Origin of the sequence: Pseudomonas sp. KBW05, assembly GCF_003852405.1 — a bacterium.
In the GTDB taxonomy this organism is placed as follows: Bacteria; Pseudomonadota; Gammaproteobacteria; order Pseudomonadales; family Pseudomonadaceae; genus Aquipseudomonas.
In genome coordinates this window covers 150415-169671 of sequence record NZ_QAJM01000002.1, presented here as the reverse complement: position 1 = coordinate 169671, position 19257 = coordinate 150415, and the positions used below count along the sequence as shown (strand labels likewise).

The following is a 19257-nucleotide window of genomic DNA, read 5'->3' as shown; positions in this document are numbered from 1 at the left end:
ATTACCCTGGCAAGAGAGTGCTTACTTTACCGGCACTTGCGGGGTCTTGCAGAGAAGATTCTTCAATAAATGGCATTGTGCAGGGTTTGAACGAATGCCCTACTCAAGCGCCGGATCATGTAGCTGAACCCTGGCTGTCTACCTGTCAAATAAACGAGTTTTTCATCCGCCTTTCATATTCGTTCAACATTTTTACGCTTAGTCTTTAAGACAGAACTTCAGAGCAAACCGCGCAACACCGGCTAACCTGTTGATTATGCTTTCACTTTGGTACTGCATTGGCCTCGGCCAAATAGATTTTTGCCTGATGATCGCTGCTGTTTTCACGCGCCAACCTGCTCTAAACCCGAGGTCTTGAATCTTTGAAACCCTACCCTATTCATTGCGTGTCGATCGTTATCCCGGTCTACAACGAAGAAGAAAGCCTGCCTGAACTGCTGCGCCGCACCACCGCAGCCTGCAAGCAACTGGCCTACGAATACGAAATCATCCTGGTGGATGACGGTAGCCGCGACCAATCCGCGCAAATGCTCGAAGACGCCGCCGCAGAAGACGGCAGCAACGTGGTGGCGGTGATCCTCAATCGCAACTACGGCCAGCATGCCGCGATCATGGCCGGGTTCGAGCAGTGCCGTGGCGAGGTGGTGATTACCCTCGACGCCGACCTGCAAAACCCGCCGGAAGAAATCCCGCGCCTGGTGGAGCAAGCCGCCCTGGGTTACGACGTGGTCGCCACTGTGCGCAACAACCGCCAGGACTCGGCCTTCCGCCGCTGGCCGTCGCGCCTGATCAACCTGGCCGTGCAGCGCTCCACCGGCGTAGCCATGACCGACTACGGCTGCATGCTGCGCGCGTACCGCCGCACCATCGTCGATGCCATGCTCGCCTGCCGTGAGCGCAGCACCTTTATCCCGATCCTGGCCAACGGCTTTGCCCGCCACACTACGGAAATCCTCGTGCACCACGCCGAGCGTGAGCACGGCGAATCCAAATACAGCGCCATGCGCCTGATCAGCCTGATGTTCGACCTGCTGACGTGCATGACCACCACCCCGCTGCGCCTGTTGTCCATCGTCGGCTTCAGCCTGGCGGGCCTGGGTGTGCTGTTTGCGTTGGCGTTGATCGTCATGCGCCTGGCCTTTGGCGCCCAATGGGCCGGCGACGGCATGTTTGTGCTGTTTGCGGTGCTGTTCGTGTTCACCGGTGGCCAGTTCATCGGCATGGGCCTGCTGGGTGAATACCTGGGCCGCATGTACAGCGACGTGCGCGCCCGCCCACGCTTCTTTATCGAAAAAGTGCTGCGCAACACCCCGGCAGCACCGGCGCCAGTCGTCATTGTTGACGGCCTGGTGTCCTCCCATACCACTTCTACTTCTCCTTCTGATCAGGTTTCGTCATGAATTCAAGCGCCGTTGTCTTCGCCTACCACGATATTGGCTGTGCAGGTATTGAAGCCCTGCTGACTGCCGGCTACGACATTGCCGCGGTGTTTACCCACGCCGATGATCCCAAGGAAAACAACTTCTACGGTTCCGTCGCCCAACTCTGCGCCCGCAACGGCATCCCGGTGCACGCGCCGGAAGACGCCAACCACCCGCTGTGGATCGAGCGCATCGCCAAGCTGAACCCGGACTACATCTTCTCGTTCTACTACCGCAACCTGCTTAGCGAGCCGCTGCTGGCCACCGCTCGTAAAGGCGCGTTCAACCTGCACGGCTCGCTGCTGCCGAAATACCGTGGCCGCGCGCCGGCCAACTGGGTGCTGGTCAACGGCGAAACCGAAACCGGCGTGACCCTGCACCGCATGGTCAAGCGTGCCGATGCCGGTGCGATCCTCGCCCAGCAAAAGGTCATCATCGACCGCACCGACACCGGCCTGAGCCTGCACGCCAAACTGCGTGACGCGGCCACCACCCTGCTGCGCGATGCACTGCCGCAGCTGGCTGCGGGCAAACTGAGCGAGACCGCCCAGGACGAAAGCCAGGCCACCTACTTTGGCCGTCGCACCGCCGCCGATGGCAAGCTGGAGTGGAAAAAGCCGGCTGAAGAACTGTTCAACCTGGTGCGTGCCGTAACCCAACCATACCCGGGCGCCTTCTGCGCCGTGGGCGAGCACAAGCTGATCGTGTGGCAAGCCGAAGTGGTCAAGGGCAATGAAGGCCTGGCTCCAGGCCGCGTGATCAGCGTCAACCCGCTGCGCATCGCCTGCGGTGAAGACTCCCTGGTGGTCAAGTTCGGCCAGCGCAACGACAACGGCCTGTACCTGGCCGGCCCGTCCCTGGCCAACGAACTGGGCCTGGTGGACGGTTCGGTGCTGCGCGGTGCCGAGTCCGGCCGCAAACCGCGCCGTACCCGTGTGCTGATCCTCGGCGTGAACGGCTTTATCGGTAACCACCTGTCCGAGCGCCTGCTGCGTGACGACCGTTACGAAGTCTACGGCCTGGACATCGGCTCCGACGCCATCGAGCGCCTGCGCAGCCACCCGAATTTCCATTACGTGGAAGGCGACATCAGCATCCACACCGAGTGGATCGAGTACCACATCAAGAAGTGCGACGTGGTCCTACCGCTGGTGGCCATCGCCACGCCCATCGAGTACACCCGTAACCCGCTGCGCGTATTCGAACTGGACTTCGAGGAAAACCTCAAGCTGGTGCGCTACTGCGTCAAGTACAACAAGCGCGTGATCTTCCCGTCGACCTCCGAAGTCTATGGCATGTGCCAGGACCAGTACTTCGACGAAGACACCTCCAACCTGGTGGTCGGCCCGGTCAACAAACAACGCTGGATCTACTCGGTCTCCAAGCAACTGCTGGACCGCGTGATCTGGGCCTACGGCGCCAAAGGCCTGAACTTCACCCTGTTCCGTCCGTTCAACTGGATGGGCCCACGCCTCGACCGCCTGGACTCGGCGCGTATCGGCAGCTCCCGCGCCATCACCCAGTTGATCCTCAACCTGGTGGAAGGCACGCCGATCCGCCTGTTCGACGGTGGTGAACAGAAGCGTTGCTTCACCGACATCGCCGACGGCATCGAAGCCCTGGCGCGCATCATTGATAACGACAATGACGTGTGCAACGGCCAGATCATCAACATCGGCAACCCGGAAAACGAAGCCAGCATCCGCCAGTTGGGCGAAGAGCTGCTGCGTCAGTTCGAAGCGCACCCGCTGCGTGGCAACTTCCCGCCGTTCGCCGGTTTCCGCGACGTGGAAAGCAAGGCGTTCTACGGCACGGGCTACCAGGACGTGGCACACCGCAAGCCAAGCATCGAAAACGCCAAGCGCCTGCTGAACTGGGAGCCGACCGTGGAGATGAGCGAAACCATCGGCAATACGCTCGACTTCTTCTTGCGTGAAGCCATGCTTGAAATAGCGGATAAAAAGTAATGCAGGCAGGTCTTCGCATTGATGTCGATACCTACCGTGGCACCCGTGAAGGTGTGCCACGGCTGCTCGAAACCCTGGATGAAGCTGGGGTGAAGGCAACGTTCTTCTTCAGCGTCGGGCCGGACAATATGGGGCGCCACTTGTGGCGTCTCATCCGCCCGCAATTCCTGTGGAAGATGCTGCGTTCCAATGCCGTCGGCCTGTATGGCCTGGATATCTTGCTCGCCGGCACGGCCTGGCCGGGCAAGCCGATTGGCCGTGACCTGGGGCATCTGATGCGCCAGGCCAAGGCCGCCGGGCATGAAGTCGGCCTGCACGCCTGGGACCACCACGGCTGGCAGGCCAACACCGGGCGCTGGAGCGAAGCACAGCTGGTCGAACAGATCCGCCGTGGCGTCGACACCCTCAGCGACATCCTCGGTGAGCGCATCGACTGTTCAGCGGCTGCCGGTTGGCGTGCCGATGAACGTGTGGTGCAAGCCAAGCAAGGTTTCAACTTTCGCTACAACAGCGATTGCCGGGGCACCAGCCTGTTTCGTCCAACCTTGGCCGATGGCAGCGCGGGCACCCCACAAATTCCGGTAGACCTGCCGACCTTCGACGAAGTCGTCGGGCCGGTGGTGGCTGCCAAAGACTTCAATACGTTCATCCTCGACCGCTTTGCCGAGTCGAAGCTCAACGTCTATACGATCCACGCAGAAGTAGAAGGGATTCTGATGGCCAATGATTTTCGCCAGTTGCTGGCCCAGGCAGGGCAGCGCGGCATCGACTTCAACCCCCTGGGCGATTTGTTGCCGGCGGACCCGAGCACCCTGCCCCAGCAACGGCTGGTGCGTGGCGCCTTGCCCGGGCGTGAGGGTTGGCTTGGAGTGCAGCAGGCATGATCCGGCGTCTGGCGTTGCCTCTGCTGCTGTTGGCCTTCGGCGTGTTTTACCTGTTGCCGCTGGCCACCCATGGGCTGTGGATCCCCGATGAAACCCGCTACGCACAGATCAGTCAGGAAATGCTGCTGACCGGCAAGTGGGCCTCGCCGCACTTCATGGGCATCCGCTACTTTGAAAAGCCGGCGGCGGGCTACTGGATGATCGCGCTGGGTCAGGCGATCTTCGGGCAGAACCTGTTTGGCGTGCGCTTTGCCTCGGCGTTGAGCACCGGCTTGAGCATCCTGCTGGTGTACCTGGTGTCGCGCCGGTTGTGGAATGACCCGCAAAAAAGCCTGATCAGCACTGTGCTGTACATGAGCTTTGTCAGCGTCGCGGCCCTGGGTGGTTACGCCAACCTCGATCCGCAGTTCACCTTCTGGGTCAACCTGACCGGCGTGGCTTTGTGGTTCTGTTTCGACAGCACCACGCGCAATGGCCGCCTGGGTGCCTGGGCGTTGTTGGGTTTTGCCTGTGGCATGGGCTTCATGACCAAGGGTTTCCTCGCCTGGCTGTTGCCGGTGCTGATCGCCCTGCCCTACGCCATCTGGCAAAAACGTTTCCGTGAACTGCTGGGCTATGGCCTGGTCGCCGTCGTCGTCGCGATTGTGGTCAGCCTGCCGTGGGCATTGGCGGTGCACCTGCAAGAGCCGGATTACTGGAACTTCTTCTTCTGGCACGAACATATCCAGCGTTTTGCCGGTGACGATGCCCAGCATGCCGAACCGTTCTGGTACTACCTGCCGCTGCTGGTGGCGTTCTCGCTGCCGTGGGTGGCGCTGCTGCCGTCCACCGTCAAGCAGGCGTGGCTGGATAAGCGCCTGCCGAAAACCGCATTCCTGCTGTTGTGGCTGCTGATGCCCCTGGCGTTTTTCAGCCTGGCCAAAGGCAAACTGCCCTCCTACATCATGCCGTGCCTGCTGCCGCTGGCGTTGCTGATGGGCTCGACCCTGGCCGACACACTCGCCGCGGGCCGCAGCCGTGCGCTGCGTATCAACGGCTGGTTGAACCTGGTGGTGGGCATCGTCGCGTTGCTGGCACTCACTTGGTTCCAATTGAAGAAGCCTGTGTACGAGCCGGGCCAGGAAACCTTCAGCCTGGTGCTGGTATTTGTCTTCCTGTTCGGCTGGATCATCGCCAACCTGCTGCAGGCTGCGCGCCCGTTGAAACTGTGGGCAGCGCCAGTCATTGGCAGCTGGTTGCTGGTGGCGCTGGTACCGGCCGCGTTGCCCCATTCGGTGGTCTACAACAAGACCCCGGACCAATTCATCATCGACCACCTGCAAGCCCTGCGCCCGGCCACGGCGTTGCTCAGCAACGACCTCGGCGCCGCGTCGGCGCTGTCCTGGCGCCTGGCGCGCCCGGACGTGACCCTTTACAACACCGTCGGCGAAGTCAAATACGGCCTGGCCTTCCCGGACAGCGCCGCGCGCAAGATCGACACCACCCAAGTGCAACAGTGGATGAGCGATGCGCGCAAAAAAGGCCCGGTCGGAGTGGTGATGCGGGTTAAAGGTGACGATGAAATGGCCGAAGTTGCCTTGCTGCCCAATGACGGGCAGCGCTTTGAACAAGGCAACATCGTGATTCTGATCTTCCCGCAGGCTGCTCCATGATCACCCTGCTCCTGTTATTGGCCGCCTGCCTGCTGACGTGCATGGGCCAGATTGCGCAAAAGTTCGCTGTGGAAAGCTGGCGTGACATGCCGGACGGCTGGGGACTGAAACTGCGCTCGCCGTGGCTGTGGGCCGCATTGGTGTGCCTGGGCCTGGGCCTGCTGGTGTGGTTGCTGGTGTTACAGCGCCTGGAAGTCGGCATCGCCTACCCCATGCTCAGCCTCAACTTTGTGCTGGTCACGCTGGTGGCGCGGTTTGTCTTTCATGAGCCCATCGATGGCCGTCACTGGCTGGGCGTGGCGCTGGTGATTGCCGGTGTCGTGCTGCTGGGGCGTCAGGTATGAGCCGCGTGCAAGGGTTTGCCCTGGCGTTGGGCAGCGTTGGTTTGGTCAGTGCGGCCCAGTTGGGCATGCGCTGGAGCATGACGCGCCTGCCGCTGCCCCACGAATGGCTGAGCGCGTTGAGCAACAACAGTATCGACCTCGGCGCCCTGGTCGCGGTGCTGCTGGCGATCTTCGCCTATGCGCTGTCGATGCTCTGCTGGCTGGGCGCGCTCAAGCACCTGCCGCTGGGCCGTGCCTATTCGTTGTTGAGCATCAGCTACGCACTGGTGTACCTGCTGGCCGCCAGCCTGCCGGTGTTCAACGAACATTTTTCGCTTTCAAAAACCCTGGGGGTGGCGTTGGTCATCCTTGGAGTTCTGGTTATCAACTCTCGCCGTGCTAGCACCACAAGTCCCAGGAATGCCCCATGAAAATCAGTGTATTTGGTAGTGGTTACGTCGGTCTGGTGCAGGCCACCGTATTGGCCGAAGTCGGTCACGATGTCATCTGCATGGACGTAGACAAGAACAAGGTCGAGTCGCTGCAAAAAGGCCATGTGACGATCTTTGAGCCGGGGCTGGCTGCGATGGTCAAGGAAAACCTGGAAAGCGGGCGACTGCACTTTACCCACGACGAAAAACTCGCGGTCGAACACGGCGAAGTGCTGTTTATCGCTGTGGGCACGCCGTCGGACGAAGACGGTTCGGCCGATTTGAAATACGTGTTATCGGTAGGCGACGCCGTGGCCCGTCACCGTGTGGCCCCGGTGATCCTCGTGGAAAAATCCACCGTGCCCGTGGGCACCGGCGACACCCTGCGTGCCCATATCGAAAAAGCCCTGCACGTGGCCGGCCGTCACCTGGAGTTCGATATCGTCTCCAACCCTGAATTCCTCAAGGAAGGCTCGGCAGTTGCCGACTGCCGCCGCCCAGACCGCATTGTCATCGGCTGCGAGCGTGAAGAAGTGCGTGAAGTGATGCGTGACCTCTACGCCCCCTTCAACCGCAACCACGACCGCATCATCTTCATGGACCTGCGCAGCGCCGAGCTGACCAAGTACGCCGCCAACTGCATGCTGGCGACCAAGATCAGCTTTATCAACCAGATCGCCGAACTGGCCGAACACCTGGGTGCGGACATCGAAGCGGTACGCCTGGGGATCGGCGCCGACTCGCGCATTGGCTACCACTTTATCTACCCGGGTTGCGGTTACGGCGGCTCGTGTTTCCCCAAAGACATGCGGGCCCTGATCCACAGCGCCAAGCAGGCCAACTGCTCCAGCGACCTGCTGGAAGCCGTGGAAGCGATCAACCAGCGCCAGAAGAGCAAGCTGTTCGAGCGCGTCAACGCGTTCTTCAAAGGCGATCTCAAAGGCAAGACCTTTGCCGTGTGGGGCCTGGCATTCAAACCCAACACCGACGACATGCGCGATGCGCCGAGCCGTGTGCTGATGGAAGCCTTGTGGGCGGCCGGCGCCAACGTGCGTGCCTTCGACCCTGAAGCCATGCAGGAAACCCAGCGCATCTACGGCGATGACCCACGACTGATGCTGATGGGCACCCCGGAATCGACCTTGGGCGGCGCCGATGGCCTGATCGTCTGCACCGAATGGCAGCAATTCAAGGCGCCGGACTTCGACCTGATCCACTCGCGCCTGAAAACCCCGGTGATCTTCGACGGCCGCAACCTGTACGACGGCGAGCGTCTGGCGCGCAAAGGCTTCCAGTACTTCCCGATCGGCCGTGGCGATTCCTGCCAACTGCCAATGCCGCAGCAACAGTGGGTGGCGCAATCGGCAGATCAATCGGCCTATCAGGTCGTGGAAGCCTGAGACGTGAACAAAGCGCCCTTCATCGACGCCACGGTGCGCCGTCAGTCCCTGCTGCTCGGGCTGTTGGCGCTGCTGCTGTTTATCGCCGGCAACTGGCACCAGGCAATCATCGGGTTTGACTCGCGCTTCGTGCTGTTCGCCCAGGAGATGCTGCGCCATGGCCCGAGCTTTTTCCCCACCACCTACGGCCAGCCGTACGCCGATTACCTGGCGACCTCGACGCTGCTGACCTGGTTGCTCTCGTTGCCGCTGGGCCAGGTCACCAGCTTGACGGCGTGGTTGCCGACGGCGATTGCCTCGGCACTGATCGTGATCCTGGTGTACCGCCTCACGGCGCCCTACTCCCCGCGCTGGGGCCTGCTGAGCGTGGCGATGCTGTTGCTCAGCAGCACCTTCGTCAGCGAAACCCGTGCCGTGTCCCTGGACCAGATGCTCGCCGCCGTGACCCTGACGGTGTTTTACCTGGGTTATGCCCATGATCACTTCGGCGCTGGCAAACGCCTGCACTGGGTGTACCTGCTGCTGATCGCAGGCTTTGCGATCCGTGGGCCGATTGGCCTGGTGATCCCTACCGGCGTGCTGTGCAGCTACTACCTGATCAACCGCCAGTGGCGGCAACTGTTCAGCTTCGGCTTGCTCGCACTGGCACTGTTGTTGGCGTGTGTCGGGGTGTTGTTGCTGTTGGCCAAGCTCAGTGGTGGCGAGGTGTTCATGCAGGACGTGATCCGCATGCAATTCCTCGGGCGCATGGACGGCAGCGAAGGCTCGAGCGGCGTGCTGTATTACTTCACCAGCTCCATGGGCAACTACGCGTTGGCGTATCCGATGGCCTTGTTGGTGCTGCTGGCGGTGGCCTTCGGTGGCAAACGCGCGCCGGAGCCGGCCTTGCAGCTGGTGTTGTACTGCGCGGCTGCGGGCTTGCTAGTGATGCTTGGCCTGTCGATCCCCCAGGCGAAGAAAGCGCGTTATGTGCTGCCGATGCTGCCGATGGCGGCAATCATTGCGGCGTACCCGTTCCAGGTCACCCAAGGGCGTGTGTATGCCTGGCTGCGCGGTGTGCTGTTGGGCCTCTGGACCCTGTTGCCATCGCTGCTGATCATTGGCCTGCTGGTGGCGCGCCGCCGCTACGCCGAGCAGGTGGGCGACTTGAGCCTGATCTTTGGCATGCTGGGCGCGTTGCAGGTACTGGCGTTGCTGGCGTGGTTCAAGCCACGCCTGCGTCCGGCAGGGCCGGCATTGGCGGCGGTACTGGCGTTGTGGACGACCTACATCGTGGTGGTCGAACCGCTGGCGCGCACGCTCTACGACACGCGCACCTTCAGCCTGGCGGTCAAGGCGCAGATCAACCAGCAACCAGCGCCCGTGGTGCTGCACGGCCTGGGCAAAGACGCCAAGGCGATCAAGCTGATGGTCAACCTCGAGTGCGACCGTGTGCCGTTGTTCACCCAGTCAACCACCGACCTGGCACCATTGCAGGCCCCCGCCTGGTTGGTGATGAGCGAGGACGACTACGCCGCTTTGAAGGAGCCCCGCCTGCGCGCGCTCGCCCCGACACTGGTGGGTGAATTCGACAAAAATCCCTATGTGCTGCTGCACCTGACAGCCACTCCACAGCCCTGATCCAGCCGGCTTCGGCCGGCCCCTCACGAAAGCTCCTACACAGCTATGCGTAATGACTGGTGCCTTTTGCCATTCCCGCTCATGGATCCAAAATGTAAACTCGGTCGCCAGTTGCGGTAACTATTTACTACCAATGGAACATGCCAAGGACGCTGCCCGCCGTGCACTCAAACGCGACGGGCTTCATGGAAAGGACCACACCGTGCCCAATGACTTATTGCCTGCCCCCCCCTCACTGCTGGTGCCCGACCAGGTACATGCCGGCCTGCACCGCCTGATGGGGTTGCGCGACGCGGTTGTCGCGTTGAATGGCCCCTTGTCCAACGACCCTGGGCTGCGCGACAACCTGCATAAGCAGCTGCTGAGCGAAGAGAACCATGATCGGATCCTGGGGGGCGTCAGCCACTCGTCTGCGTCTATCACCTATTAAACTTCAATTTTATTGCATTTAACCTGCATTAATATGCAGTGGCGTCACTCCATCGAGGTGGGCACACTGCGCGGGTTCCTCCCCCAAATGTGGAACTTTCAAGGGCTTTTCCGGGAAACCAGGCAAGCCTTTTTTTTCGCCTGCTGTTTATGGATCTATCGCAATGCTTGCTCGCTGGTTACCTGCTGCCATCAACACCCGTCCCGCCGAATGGAGCCGTGCCGCCATCGGCATGGCCTTGGGCACTCTGCTCAGTGTATGGGCCTGCGCCCAGGTATTTGGCATGGAGGTCGCGCTGCACCTGCTTGGTCCTTTGGGGGCGTCGGCAGTATTGTTGTTTGCAGTGTCGTCCGGTGCGTTGGCCCAGCCCTGGTCGATTATCGGCAGCTACCTGTGTGCCGGTATCGTCGCGCTGCTGGTCGCCCGTGTACTGGGGCGAACGCTGGGCAGTGCGTGCCTCGCCGCGGGCATGACGGTGATCTTGATCTGCTGGCTGCGCTGCCTGCACCCACCCGCGGGTGGGCTGGCCATGACCTTGGTATTGGCCGACCCGGCCTCGATTGCCCTCGGCTGGCAGGAGCTGGGTGCGGTGATGCTCGGCGCCGGCGCGCTGCTGGGCTGCGCGTTGGCCTACAACAACGCCACGCGTACACGTTATCCCAAAGGTTTGCCGGTGCCGTCCCCTGTGGTGGTGGGCAGCAGTGCGCCGGTCATCGACCCTGAGGTCACGGCGGCCGACTTGAAGCTGGCCCTGGCCGAGATGGAGCAGTTCTACGATGTGCAACCGTCCGAGCTGGAGCAACTGATCCACGCGGCGCAGGGCCATGCACGGCGGCGCAGCATTGGTGAAGTGCTCAGCCGCCGTGCATAAATGCAACAACGACCTGCATGATTCCCCGGTGTACTGGGCAAATTTGCACTGGTAGGATCACAAGAAGGTTCGTCCCCGAACATCTTGATAAAGAACAATAAAAGCAGGGAGTTAGCGATGACTGCTCAGGTTTCATCCGAGGCAAGCCACACCGACCATCTTCAAGACGACATACTCGCCGAAGTCCGCAACCATATTGGCCACCTCACCCTCAACCGCCCCGCCGGCCTGAATGCCATTACCCTGGACATGGTCCGCAGCCTGAGCCAGCACCTGCACGCCTGGGCCGACGATCCCACGGTGTATGCGGTAGTCCTGCGCGGCGCCGGGGAAAAAGCCTTCTGCGCGGGGGGCGACATCCGCTCGTTGTATGACAGCTTCAAAAACGGCGACACCCTGCACGAAGACTTTTTCGTCGAGGAATACGCCCTCGACCTCGCCATCCACCACTACCGCAAACCTGTCCTCGCCCTGATGGACGGCTTTGTCCTGGGCGGCGGTATGGGCCTGGTGCAAGGCGCCGACCTGCGCGTGGTCACCGAGCGCAGCCGCCTGGCGATGCCGGAAGTGGCCATCGGTTACTTCCCGGACGTTGGCGGCAGCTATTTCCTGCCGCGTATCCCCGGCGAGCTGGGTGTTTACCTCGGGGTTACCGGCGTGCAGGTTCGTGCTGCCGATGCACTGTATTGCGGTTTGGCCGACTGGTACCTGGACAGCGCCAAGCTGGCCGACCTCGACCAGAAGCTGGACCGCCTGCACTGGCACGAATCGCCCCTCAAGGACCTGCAAGGCCTGCTCGCCAAGCTCGGCGTACAGCACTTGCCGGATGCGCCGCTGGCCGCGTTGCGCCCGGCCATCGACCACTTCTTCGCCTTGCCGGACGTGCCGAGCATCGTCGAGCAGCTCCAGCAAGTCACCGTTGCCGACAGCCATGAGTGGGCGTTGACCACGGCAGCCCTGATGCAAACCCGCTCGCCGCTGGCCATGGCCGTGACCCTCGAAATGCTGCGCCGTGGCCGTCACCTGCCACTGGAACAATGCTTTGCCCTGGAACTCCACCTGGACCGTCAATGGTTCGCGCGCGGCGACCTGATCGAAGGCGTTCGCGCATTGATCATCGACAAGGACAAAGCCCCACGCTGGAACCCTGCCACGGTGGCTGAGCTGGATGCGCACCATGTCGACAGCTTCTTCCGTGACTTCGAGTTGGTTGGGAGATAAGCCATGCAAGATATTGAATACACAGAAGAACAAGTGATGATCCGCGACATGGCGCGCGACTTTGCCCGGGGTGAGATCGCGCCCCACGCCCAAGCCTGGGAGAAAGCCGGCTGGATCGATGATGCCCTGGTCGCCAAGATGGGCGAACTGGGCTTGCTGGGCATGGTGGTCCCGGAAGAATGGGGTGGCACCTACGTGGATTACGTCGCCTACGCCCTCGCCGTCGAGGAGATTTCTGCGGGTGATGGCGCCACCGGTGCGCTGATGAGCATCCACAATTCAGTGGGTTGCGGGCCGATCCTCAACTACGGCTCCGATGAACAGAAACAGACCTGGCTGGCCGATCTGGCCAGTGGCCAGGCGATTGGCTGCTTCTGCCTGACCGAACCCCAGGCCGGCTCCGAGGCGCACAACCTGCGCACCCGTGCCGAACTGCGCGATGGCCAGTGGGTAATCAATGGCGCCAAGCAGTTTGTCAGCAACGGCAAGCGCGCCAAGCTGGCCATCGTGTTTGCGGTGACCGATCCCGACCTCGGCAAAAAAGGTATCTCCGCGTTCCTGGTGCCCACCGACACGCCCGGTTTTGTGGTGGATCGCACAGAACACAAAATGGGCATCCGCGCCTCGGACACCTGCGCCGTGACCCTCAACCAATGCAGCGTGCCTGAGGCCAACCTGCTGGGCGAACGTGGCAAGGGCCTGGCCATCGCCCTGTCCAACCTCGAAGGCGGGCGCATCGGCATTGCCGCCCAGGCTCTGGGCATCGCCCGCGCGGCGTTTGAAGCGGCATTGGCCTACGCCCGTGATCGGGTGCAGTTCGACAAGGCGATTATCGAGCACCAGAGCGTGGCCAACCTGCTCGCCGACATGCAAACCCGCTTGAATGCCGCGCGCTTGCTGATCCTGCACGCCGCGCGCCTGCGCAGCGCCGGCAAGCCGTGCCTGTCGGAAGCCTCCCAGGCCAAGCTGTTTGCCTCGGAAATGGCGGAAAAGGTCTGCTCGTCAGCGATGCAGATTCATGGCGGGTATGGGTACTTGGAGGATTACCCGGTGGAGCGTTATTACCGGGATGCGCGGATCACGCAGATTTATGAAGGGACGAGCGAGATTCAGCGGATGGTGATTGCTCGCGAACTGAAGAACTACCAACTCTAACTGGCTCAATGCAAAACCAAAATGTGGGAGCGGGCTTGCTCGCGAAGGCGGCGTGCCAGTCAGCACATGCAGCGACTGATCCACCGCATTCGCGAGCAAGCCCGCTCCCACACAAGCCCGCTCCCACATTTGGATCTTCTGTGTTTGGGATTACTTATCTTTGAACTCGGGCGCACGCTTGGCCACAAACGCTGCCATGCCTTCCTTCTGATCCTGCGTCGCAAACGCCGCATGGAACACCCGGCGCTCAAAGCGCACGCCTTCCGACAGGCTGACTTCAAACGCACGGTTCACGCTTTCCTTGACCATCATGCTGATGGGCACCGATTTGCCGGCGATCAGCGTGGCGACTTTCAGCGCTTCTTCCAGCAGTTCATCGGCCGGCACGATACGCGCGACGATGCCGCAACGCTCGGCTTCCACCGCGTCGATAAAACGCCCGGTCAGGCACATTTCCATGGCCTTGGCCTTGCCCACGGCGCGGGTCAGGCGTTGGGTGCCGCCCATGCCCGGCAACACGCCGAGGTTGATTTCCGGCTGGCCGAACTTGGCGCCATCGCCGGCCAGGATGAAGTCGCACATCAACGCCAGTTCACAGCCGCCACCGAGGGCGAAGCCGTTCACGGCAGCGATGATCGGCTTGCGGCGGTTGGCCACGCGGTCGCTGTCGCTGAACAGGTCGTCGAGGTAGATCTGCGGGTAGGTCAGCTCGGCCATTTCCTTGATGTCGGCGCCGGCGGCGAAGGCTTTTTTCGAGCCGGTCAGCACGATGCAGCCGATTTCAGGGTTGGCTTCCAGGCCGTCCAGCGCCTGGTTCAGTTCGCTGACCAGTTGCGCATTCAGCGCGTTCAGGGCTTGCGGGCGATTGAGGGTAATCAGCCCGACGCGGCCCTGGACTTCGAGCAGGATGGTTTCGTAACTCATGTATCGGCTCCTTAGAGATTGCGTGAGATGACCATGCGTTGAATATCGCTGGTGCCTTCGTAAATCTGGCAGACCCGCACATCGCGGTAGATGCGCTCCAGGGGGAAGTCGCTCAGGTAACCGTAACCGCCCAGGGTTTGCAAGGCGGCCGAGCAGACTTTCTCGGCCATTTCCGAGGCGAACAGCTTGGCCATCGAGGCTTCCACCAGCGCCGGCTTGCCGCTGTCACGCAGGGCGGCGGCGTAATGCACCATCTGCCGGGCGACGGCGATTTGCGTGGCCATGTCCGCCAGGCGGAACGCCACGGCCTGGTGTTCGATCAGCGCCTTGCCGAAGCTTTCGCGCTCACGGGCGTAGTCTCGCGCCGCTTCAAAGGCGGCGCGGGCCATGCCCACCGATTGCGAGGCGATGCCGACGCGCCCGCCTTCCAGGTTGGCCAGGGCGATCTTGTAGCCTTCGCCCTCCTCGCCCAACCGGTTGGCCACCGGCACCTTGACGTCTTCAAAGAGGATCTGGCAGGTGTCGGACGCGTGCTGGCCGAGTTTGTCCTCGACCCGCGCCACGGTGTAGCCAGGTGAATCCGTGGGTACGATAAACGCGCTGATGCCACGCTTGCCCGCCGCCGGGTCGGTGACCGCAAACACAATCACGATCCCGGCGTTTTGCCCGGAGGTGATGAACTGTTTGCAGCCGTTCAGCACGTAGTGGTCACCTTCCAGGCGGGCACGGGTTTTCAGGCTGCTGGCGTCGGAGCCGGCCTGGGGCTCGGTCAAGGCAAATGCGCCGAGCATGGCGCCGCTGGCCAGGGGCGTGAGGAACTGCGCTTTCTGCTGATCGTTGCCGAACTTGAGGATCGGCACGCAACCCACCGAGTTGTGCACGCTCATGATGGTCGAGCACGCGCCGTCGCCGGCAGCGATCTCTTCCAGGGCCATGGCGTATGCCAGGTAGCCGGTGTCGCAACCGCCCCACTGTTCCGGCACGAGCATGCCGAAAAAGCCCAGTTCAGCCATTTCGCCGATGGCTTCCTTGGGAAAGCGATGCTCGCGGTCCCACTCGGCGGCGAAAGGTTTCAGGCGCTCCTGGGCAAATTGCCGGGCCGCGTCGCTGATTTGCAGTTGTTCGTCATTGGGCAGCATGGGGTTCAGTCCTTAATACAGGCATTCAACGGCCATGGCCGTGGCTTCACCACCGCCGATGCAGATGGCGGCGACGCCACGCTTGAGGCCTTTTTGGCGCAGGGCCGCGAGCAAGGTCACCAGGATGCGCGCGCCGGACGCGCCAATCGGGTGGCCCAGGGCGCAGGCGCCGCCGTGGATATTCACCTTGCTATGGGGGATTTCCAGCTTGCTCATGGTCACCAGGCTGACCACGGCGAAGGCTTCGTTGATCTCGAACAGGTCCACTTCGTCGAGGTTCCAGCCGGTCTTGCTCATCAGCTTGCGAATCGCCCCCACCGGTGCGACCGGGAACAGCCCCGGCTCATCGGCAAACGCCGCGTGCCCGTGGATCACCGCCAAGGGCTTGAGGCCGCGTTTGTGCGCCTCGGATTGACGCATCAGCAGCAACGCCGCTGCACCATCGGAAATCGAACTGGAGTTCGCCGCCGTGACCGTGCCGCCGTCGCGAAACGCCGGTTTCAGGCTGGCAATCTTGTCCAGCTTGGCTTTCGGCGGTTGTTCGTCGTGCTGGATGGTTTTCTGTTCCTTGCCCACGGTGACCTGCACCGGGACGATTTCCGCGTCAAAGCTGCCGTCGCTGATCGCTTGTTGTGCGCGGGTCAGGGAGGCGATGGCGAACGCGTCCTGGGCCTCACGGGTGAAACCGTTGTGCTCGGCGCAGTCTTCGGCAAAGGTGCCCATCAGGCGGCCTTTGTCATACGCATCTTCGAGGCCGTCGAGGAACATATGGTCGAGTACGCGGCCATGGCCCATGCGGTAGCCGCTGCGCGCACGGTCCAGAAGGTATGGCGCGTTGGACATGCTTTCCATGCCCCCGGCGATTGCCACCCCAATGCTGCCGGCCAGCAGCGAGTCATGGGCCAGGATCGTCGCTTCCATGCCCGAGCCGCACATCTTGTTGAGGGTGGTGCAGCGGGTGGACTTGTCCAGCCCGGCGCCCAATGCCGCCTGACGTGCAGGCGCCTGGCCGAGACCAGCCGGCAGTACGCAGCCGAACAGCACTTCATCCACGGCATCGTGGGCGATACCGGCGCGTTCTACCGCCGCACGAATCGCGGCGGCACCCAGTTGTGGCGCGGTCAGGCCCTTGAGGTCGCCCTGGAAGCCGCCCATGGGTGTGCGCACGGCGCTGACAATTACGATGGGATCAGTCATGGTTCAAACTCCTTACTTGGCCGCCATGCGCAAGGCACCGTCGAGACGGATCACCTCGCCGTTGAGCATGCTGTTTTCAATGATGTGACGCACCAGCGCGGCGTATTCGGCCGGTTTGCCCAGGCGTGGCGGGAATGGCACGCCGGCGGCCAGGGAGTCGCGCACTTCCGGGGTCATGCCGGCCATCATCGGCGTTTCGAAAATGCCCGGGGCGATGGTCATCACGCGGATACCAAAGCGCGCCAACTCGCGGGCGGCGGGCAAGGTGAGGCTGGCAATCGCGCCTTTGGAGGCGGAATACGCCGCCTGGCCGATCTGCCCGTCAAAGGCGGCGACCGAGGCGGTGTTGATGATCACACCGCGTTCGCCATCGGCATTCGCTTCGGTTTCGGCGATGGCCGCAGCGGCCAGGCGCAGCAGGTTGAAGCTGCCGATCAGGTTGACGTTGATCACCTGGGCAAAGCTGGCGAGGGCGTGAGGGCCGTTCTTGCCGAGGATCTTCTCGCCGCGCACCACACCGGCGCAGTTGACCAGGCCGTGCAAACCGCCGAACGCTGCAACGGCGGCTTGTACCGCCGCCTCGGCAGCCTCTTCCTGGCTGATATCCGCTACGGCGCTGCGTGCGTTGTCACCCAGTTGCCTGGCCTTGGCCGCGACGGCTTCGGCGTTGAGGTCCACCAGCATGACCTTGGCGCCAGCGGCGACCAGCATCTCGGCGGTGGCCGCGCCAAGGCCCGACGCGCCGCCGCTGACCAGGAATACCTTGTTTTCAATTTGCATCATTGTTTCCTTAAAAGTGGATCAGGCCACCGCCGCCTTGGCGATTTCCTGGTTACGCAAGATAAAACGTTGCAGCTTGCCGCTCGGGGTCTTGGGCAAGTCGCTGACAAATTCGATTTCCCGTGGGTAGGCATGGGCGGCGAGGCGCTTGCGCACGTGCAGGCGCAGTTCCTCGGCCAGTTCCGGGGTGGCGCGGTATTGGCTGTTGATCACCACGAAGGCTTTCACCAGTTCGGTCCGCTCAGGATCCGGTTTGCCGACTACCGCCGCTTCGATCACCGCCGGGTGCTCCACCAGCGCACTTTCCACATCGAACGGGCCGACGCGGTAGCCGGACGTGGTGATCACATCGTCACTGCGCCCGACAAAACTGATGCTGCCGTTGGGGTTCAACTCCACGGTGTCGCCGCTCAGGTAGTACTTGCCGACAAACGCCTTGGTCTTCACGCCGTCATACCCGGCGAACCAGCACATCGGCGACTGTTCGCGGTCGATGGCGAGAATGCCCGGCTGGCCTGCTGGCAACTCCTGATAGTCATCGTCCAGCACCACGATGCGGTGGCCCGGCGAGGCAAAGCCGGCCGAGCCGACATGCACCGGATGCTCCAGGCCATGGTGGTTGCACAGCACCATGCCCAGTTCGGTCTGGCCGTAGTGGTCATGGATGGTCACGCCCAGGTTGTCGGCGAACCAGCGGATCACTTCCGGGTTCAGCGGCTCGCCGGCGCTGCTGACGATGCGCAGCTTGCCCTTGATCGAATGGGCAAACTGCTCGCCGCCGGCGATCAACAGACGGTAGGCAGTGGGCGAACCGGTGAGGTTGGTGATGCCGTATTTGTTGATGACCCGGCAGGTGCTTTCCAGGGTGAAGGGGCCATCGTAGAACGTGATCGGGTGGCCCATGGACAACGGGCCGGTCACGCCGAAGTAGATGCCATAGGCCCAGCCCGGGTCGGCGACGTTCCAGAACGCGTCTTCGGGGCGCAGGTCCACGGCGTCGCGGGTGTAGCTCTGGAACGCGACGATGGCCTTGAGCGGCACCGACAGCGCTTTCGACGGGCCGGTGGTGCCCGAGGTGAACATCAGCAGGAACGGGTCGTCAGCGCCCAGTAGCACCGGCTCACACACATTGGAATAGTTGGGCAGCTCGGCCCAGAAGCTGAAATCGCCGCGTACCAGGCCTTCGCCCTTGGCGCCGGTGACCGTGACGATGGTCGGGCAGCCTTCGACTTCCGCCAGTTTCGGGCGGTTCACCGCGTCGGTGACCACCAGCGCCGCCCCGGAGCTGTTCAGGCGGTGCTCGATGGCCTTGGGGCCAAAGGCGGTGAACAACGGTTGGTAGACCGCGCCGATACGCCAGGTGGCGAACACCACCACCAGCAATTCCGCGGTGCGCGGCAGCAGTCCCGCCACTTTGTCGCCGCGCTTGACGCCCTGGGCCAGGAGGAAATTGGCGAAGCGTGCGGCCTGGTCCTGCAAGTCGGTAAAGGTCGAGGTGGCGCTGCGGCCGTCCTTGCCCTCCCAGAACAACGCGATGCGCCCGGGCAGCGCGTGGCGGTCACAGCATTCCACGCAGGCATTGAGGCCTTGCAGGGTGCCGGCCAGTGCGGCGGCAACGGTGTGCGGGTAGTCAAATCCGGTGGTGGCGGCCAAGTAGTCACGCATCGCTTCAAATCCTTCTGTGTTTTTTATTTTCAGGACGTAAACCACGGAAATAGTCGCTCTAGCGCGCCCCAGCAGCAATGGTCAAAGCCATCAACATGGCTGACTGGTTTGGCCAGTCATCGACCCCGCCGATCAACCGGTCAGCCCAAGCGATTGGACGCGTTGGCAGCGAGCTTC

At 62.4% G+C, this 19257-nt stretch carries 17 protein-coding genes; 12 read left to right on the top strand and 5 right to left on the bottom strand.

All coding sequences use genetic code 11. The annotated features are described in order from the left end of the window. Nucleotides 1–362: 362 nt before the first annotated feature. The 12 genes from arnC (at nt 363) to DBR46_RS01695 (ending at nt 13375) form a co-directional block, all read left to right on the top strand. Entirely contained in the window at nt 363–1400 is a 1038-nt protein-coding gene (arnC, locus tag DBR46_RS01750) for an undecaprenyl-phosphate 4-deoxy-4-formamido-L-arabinose transferase (RefSeq protein ID WP_124524759.1), read from the top strand. Further along, entirely contained in the window at nt 1397–3388 is a 1992-nt protein-coding gene (gene arnA, locus DBR46_RS01745) for a bifunctional UDP-4-amino-4-deoxy-L-arabinose formyltransferase/UDP-glucuronic acid oxidase ArnA (RefSeq protein WP_124524758.1), read from the top strand. The genes arnC and arnA overlap by 4 nt, the downstream gene beginning before the upstream one ends. Further along, nucleotides 3388–4272, top strand: coding sequence for a 4-deoxy-4-formamido-L-arabinose-phosphoundecaprenol deformylase (gene arnD / locus DBR46_RS01740; RefSeq protein ID WP_124524757.1), 885 nt, complete (start codon nt 3388–3390; stop codon nt 4270–4272). Before arnA ends, arnD begins: the two co-directional genes overlap by 1 nt. Continuing rightward, on the top strand, nt 4269–5924 hold the full coding sequence (gene arnT, locus DBR46_RS01735; RefSeq protein WP_124524756.1) for a lipid IV(A) 4-amino-4-deoxy-L-arabinosyltransferase: 1656 nt from the start codon (nt 4269–4271) through the stop codon (nt 5922–5924). The genes arnD and arnT overlap by 4 nt, the downstream gene beginning before the upstream one ends. Continuing rightward, the gene (arnE, locus tag DBR46_RS01730) at nt 5921–6268 is read left to right on the top strand and encodes a 4-amino-4-deoxy-L-arabinose-phosphoundecaprenol flippase subunit ArnE (protein ID WP_124524755.1); all 348 of its coding nucleotides are present in this window, start codon (nt 5921–5923) and stop codon (nt 6266–6268) included. The genes arnT and arnE overlap by 4 nt, the downstream gene beginning before the upstream one ends. Next, on the top strand, nt 6265–6678 hold the full coding sequence (gene arnF / locus DBR46_RS01725; RefSeq protein WP_124524754.1) for a 4-amino-4-deoxy-L-arabinose-phosphoundecaprenol flippase subunit ArnF: 414 nt from the start codon (nt 6265–6267) through the stop codon (nt 6676–6678). The genes arnE and arnF overlap by 4 nt, the downstream gene beginning before the upstream one ends. Further along, on the top strand, nt 6675–8078 hold the full coding sequence (locus DBR46_RS01720) for a UDP-glucose/GDP-mannose dehydrogenase family protein (protein WP_124524753.1): 1404 nt from the start codon (nt 6675–6677) through the stop codon (nt 8076–8078). The genes arnF and DBR46_RS01720 overlap by 4 nt, the downstream gene beginning before the upstream one ends. Nucleotides 8079–8081: 3 nt before the next feature. Next, entirely contained in the window at nt 8082–9698 is a 1617-nt protein-coding gene (locus DBR46_RS01715) for a glycosyltransferase family 39 protein (RefSeq protein WP_124524752.1), read from the top strand. A gap of 202 nt (nt 9699–9900) precedes the next feature. Beyond that, nucleotides 9901–10128 (top strand): hypothetical protein, encoded by a 228-nt coding sequence (locus DBR46_RS01710; protein ID WP_124524751.1) that lies wholly within the window; start codon nt 9901–9903, stop codon nt 10126–10128. A 163-nt stretch (nt 10129–10291) separates the two neighbouring features. Further along, nucleotides 10292–10999, top strand: a complete 708-nt coding sequence (locus DBR46_RS01705; RefSeq protein ID WP_124524750.1) for an HPP family protein — start codon at nt 10292–10294, stop codon at nt 10997–10999. A 117-nt stretch (nt 11000–11116) separates the two neighbouring features. Then, complete coding sequence (locus DBR46_RS01700) at nt 11117–12220, top strand: enoyl-CoA hydratase/isomerase family protein (protein WP_124524749.1); 1104 nt, start codon at nt 11117–11119, stop codon at nt 12218–12220. 3 nt (nt 12221–12223) lie between these two features. Beyond that, complete coding sequence (locus DBR46_RS01695) at nt 12224–13375, top strand: acyl-CoA dehydrogenase family protein (protein ID WP_017738135.1); 1152 nt, start codon at nt 12224–12226, stop codon at nt 13373–13375. 150 nt (nt 13376–13525) lie between these two features. Here the strand turns inward: DBR46_RS01695 and DBR46_RS01690 are convergent, their stop codons facing one another. From DBR46_RS01690 to DBR46_RS01670, 5 genes are read right to left on the bottom strand one after another with little or no spacing between them, the layout of a single operon-like run. Continuing rightward, the gene (locus tag DBR46_RS01690; protein ID WP_017738134.1) at nt 13526–14299 is read right to left on the bottom strand and encodes an enoyl-CoA hydratase; all 774 of its coding nucleotides are present in this window, start codon (nt 14297–14299) and stop codon (nt 13526–13528) included. Between the two features lie 11 nt (nt 14300–14310). Next, nucleotides 14311–15438, bottom strand: coding sequence for an acyl-CoA dehydrogenase (locus tag DBR46_RS01685; protein ID WP_124524748.1), 1128 nt, complete (start codon nt 15436–15438; stop codon nt 14311–14313). Between the two features lie 12 nt (nt 15439–15450). After that, nucleotides 15451–16635 (bottom strand): acetyl-CoA C-acyltransferase, encoded by a 1185-nt coding sequence (locus DBR46_RS01680; protein ID WP_124524747.1) that lies wholly within the window; start codon nt 16633–16635, stop codon nt 15451–15453. A gap of 12 nt (nt 16636–16647) precedes the next feature. Continuing rightward, nucleotides 16648–17415: an SDR family NAD(P)-dependent oxidoreductase gene (locus tag DBR46_RS01675; protein WP_124524746.1), complete on the bottom strand. Its 768-nt coding sequence runs from the start codon at nt 17413–17415 to the stop codon at nt 16648–16650. Nucleotides 17416–17436: 21 nt separating this feature from the next. Beyond that, the gene (locus DBR46_RS01670; protein WP_124524745.1) at nt 17437–19080 is read right to left on the bottom strand and encodes an AMP-binding protein; all 1644 of its coding nucleotides are present in this window, start codon (nt 19078–19080) and stop codon (nt 17437–17439) included. Between the last annotated feature and the right edge of the window lie 177 nt (nt 19081–19257).

What these genes read in the sequence shown, in the direction of transcription:
- arnA (WP_124524758.1), top strand. Translation starts at nt 1,397, where the DNA reads ATGAATTCAAGCGCCGTTGTCTTCGCCTACCACGATATTGGCTGTGCA.
- arnD (WP_124524757.1), top strand. Translation starts at nt 3,388, where the DNA reads ATGCAGGCAGGTCTTCGCATTGATGTCGATACCTACCGTGGCACCCGT.
- arnT (WP_124524756.1), top strand. Translation starts at nt 4,269, where the DNA reads ATGATCCGGCGTCTGGCGTTGCCTCTGCTGCTGTTGGCCTTCGGCGTG.
- arnE (WP_124524755.1), top strand. Translation starts at nt 5,921, where the DNA reads ATGATCACCCTGCTCCTGTTATTGGCCGCCTGCCTGCTGACGTGCATG.
- arnF (WP_124524754.1), top strand. Translation starts at nt 6,265, where the DNA reads ATGAGCCGCGTGCAAGGGTTTGCCCTGGCGTTGGGCAGCGTTGGTTTG.
- DBR46_RS01720 (WP_124524753.1), top strand. Translation starts at nt 6,675, where the DNA reads ATGAAAATCAGTGTATTTGGTAGTGGTTACGTCGGTCTGGTGCAGGCC.
- DBR46_RS01705 (WP_124524750.1), top strand. Translation starts at nt 10,292, where the DNA reads ATGCTTGCTCGCTGGTTACCTGCTGCCATCAACACCCGTCCCGCCGAA.
- DBR46_RS01700 (WP_124524749.1), top strand. Translation starts at nt 11,117, where the DNA reads ATGACTGCTCAGGTTTCATCCGAGGCAAGCCACACCGACCATCTTCAA.
- DBR46_RS01695 (WP_017738135.1), top strand. Translation starts at nt 12,224, where the DNA reads ATGCAAGATATTGAATACACAGAAGAACAAGTGATGATCCGCGACATG.
- DBR46_RS01690 (WP_017738134.1), bottom strand. Translation starts at nt 14,299, where the DNA reads ATGAGTTACGAAACCATCCTGCTCGAAGTCCAGGGCCGCGTCGGGCTG.
- DBR46_RS01685 (WP_124524748.1), bottom strand. Translation starts at nt 15,438, where the DNA reads ATGCTGCCCAATGACGAACAACTGCAAATCAGCGACGCGGCCCGGCAA.
- DBR46_RS01680 (WP_124524747.1), bottom strand. Translation starts at nt 16,635, where the DNA reads ATGACTGATCCCATCGTAATTGTCAGCGCCGTGCGCACACCCATGGGC.
- DBR46_RS01675 (WP_124524746.1), bottom strand. Translation starts at nt 17,415, where the DNA reads ATGCAAATTGAAAACAAGGTATTCCTGGTCAGCGGCGGCGCGTCGGGC.
- DBR46_RS01670 (WP_124524745.1), bottom strand. Translation starts at nt 19,080, where the DNA reads ATGCGTGACTACTTGGCCGCCACCACCGGATTTGACTACCCGCACACC.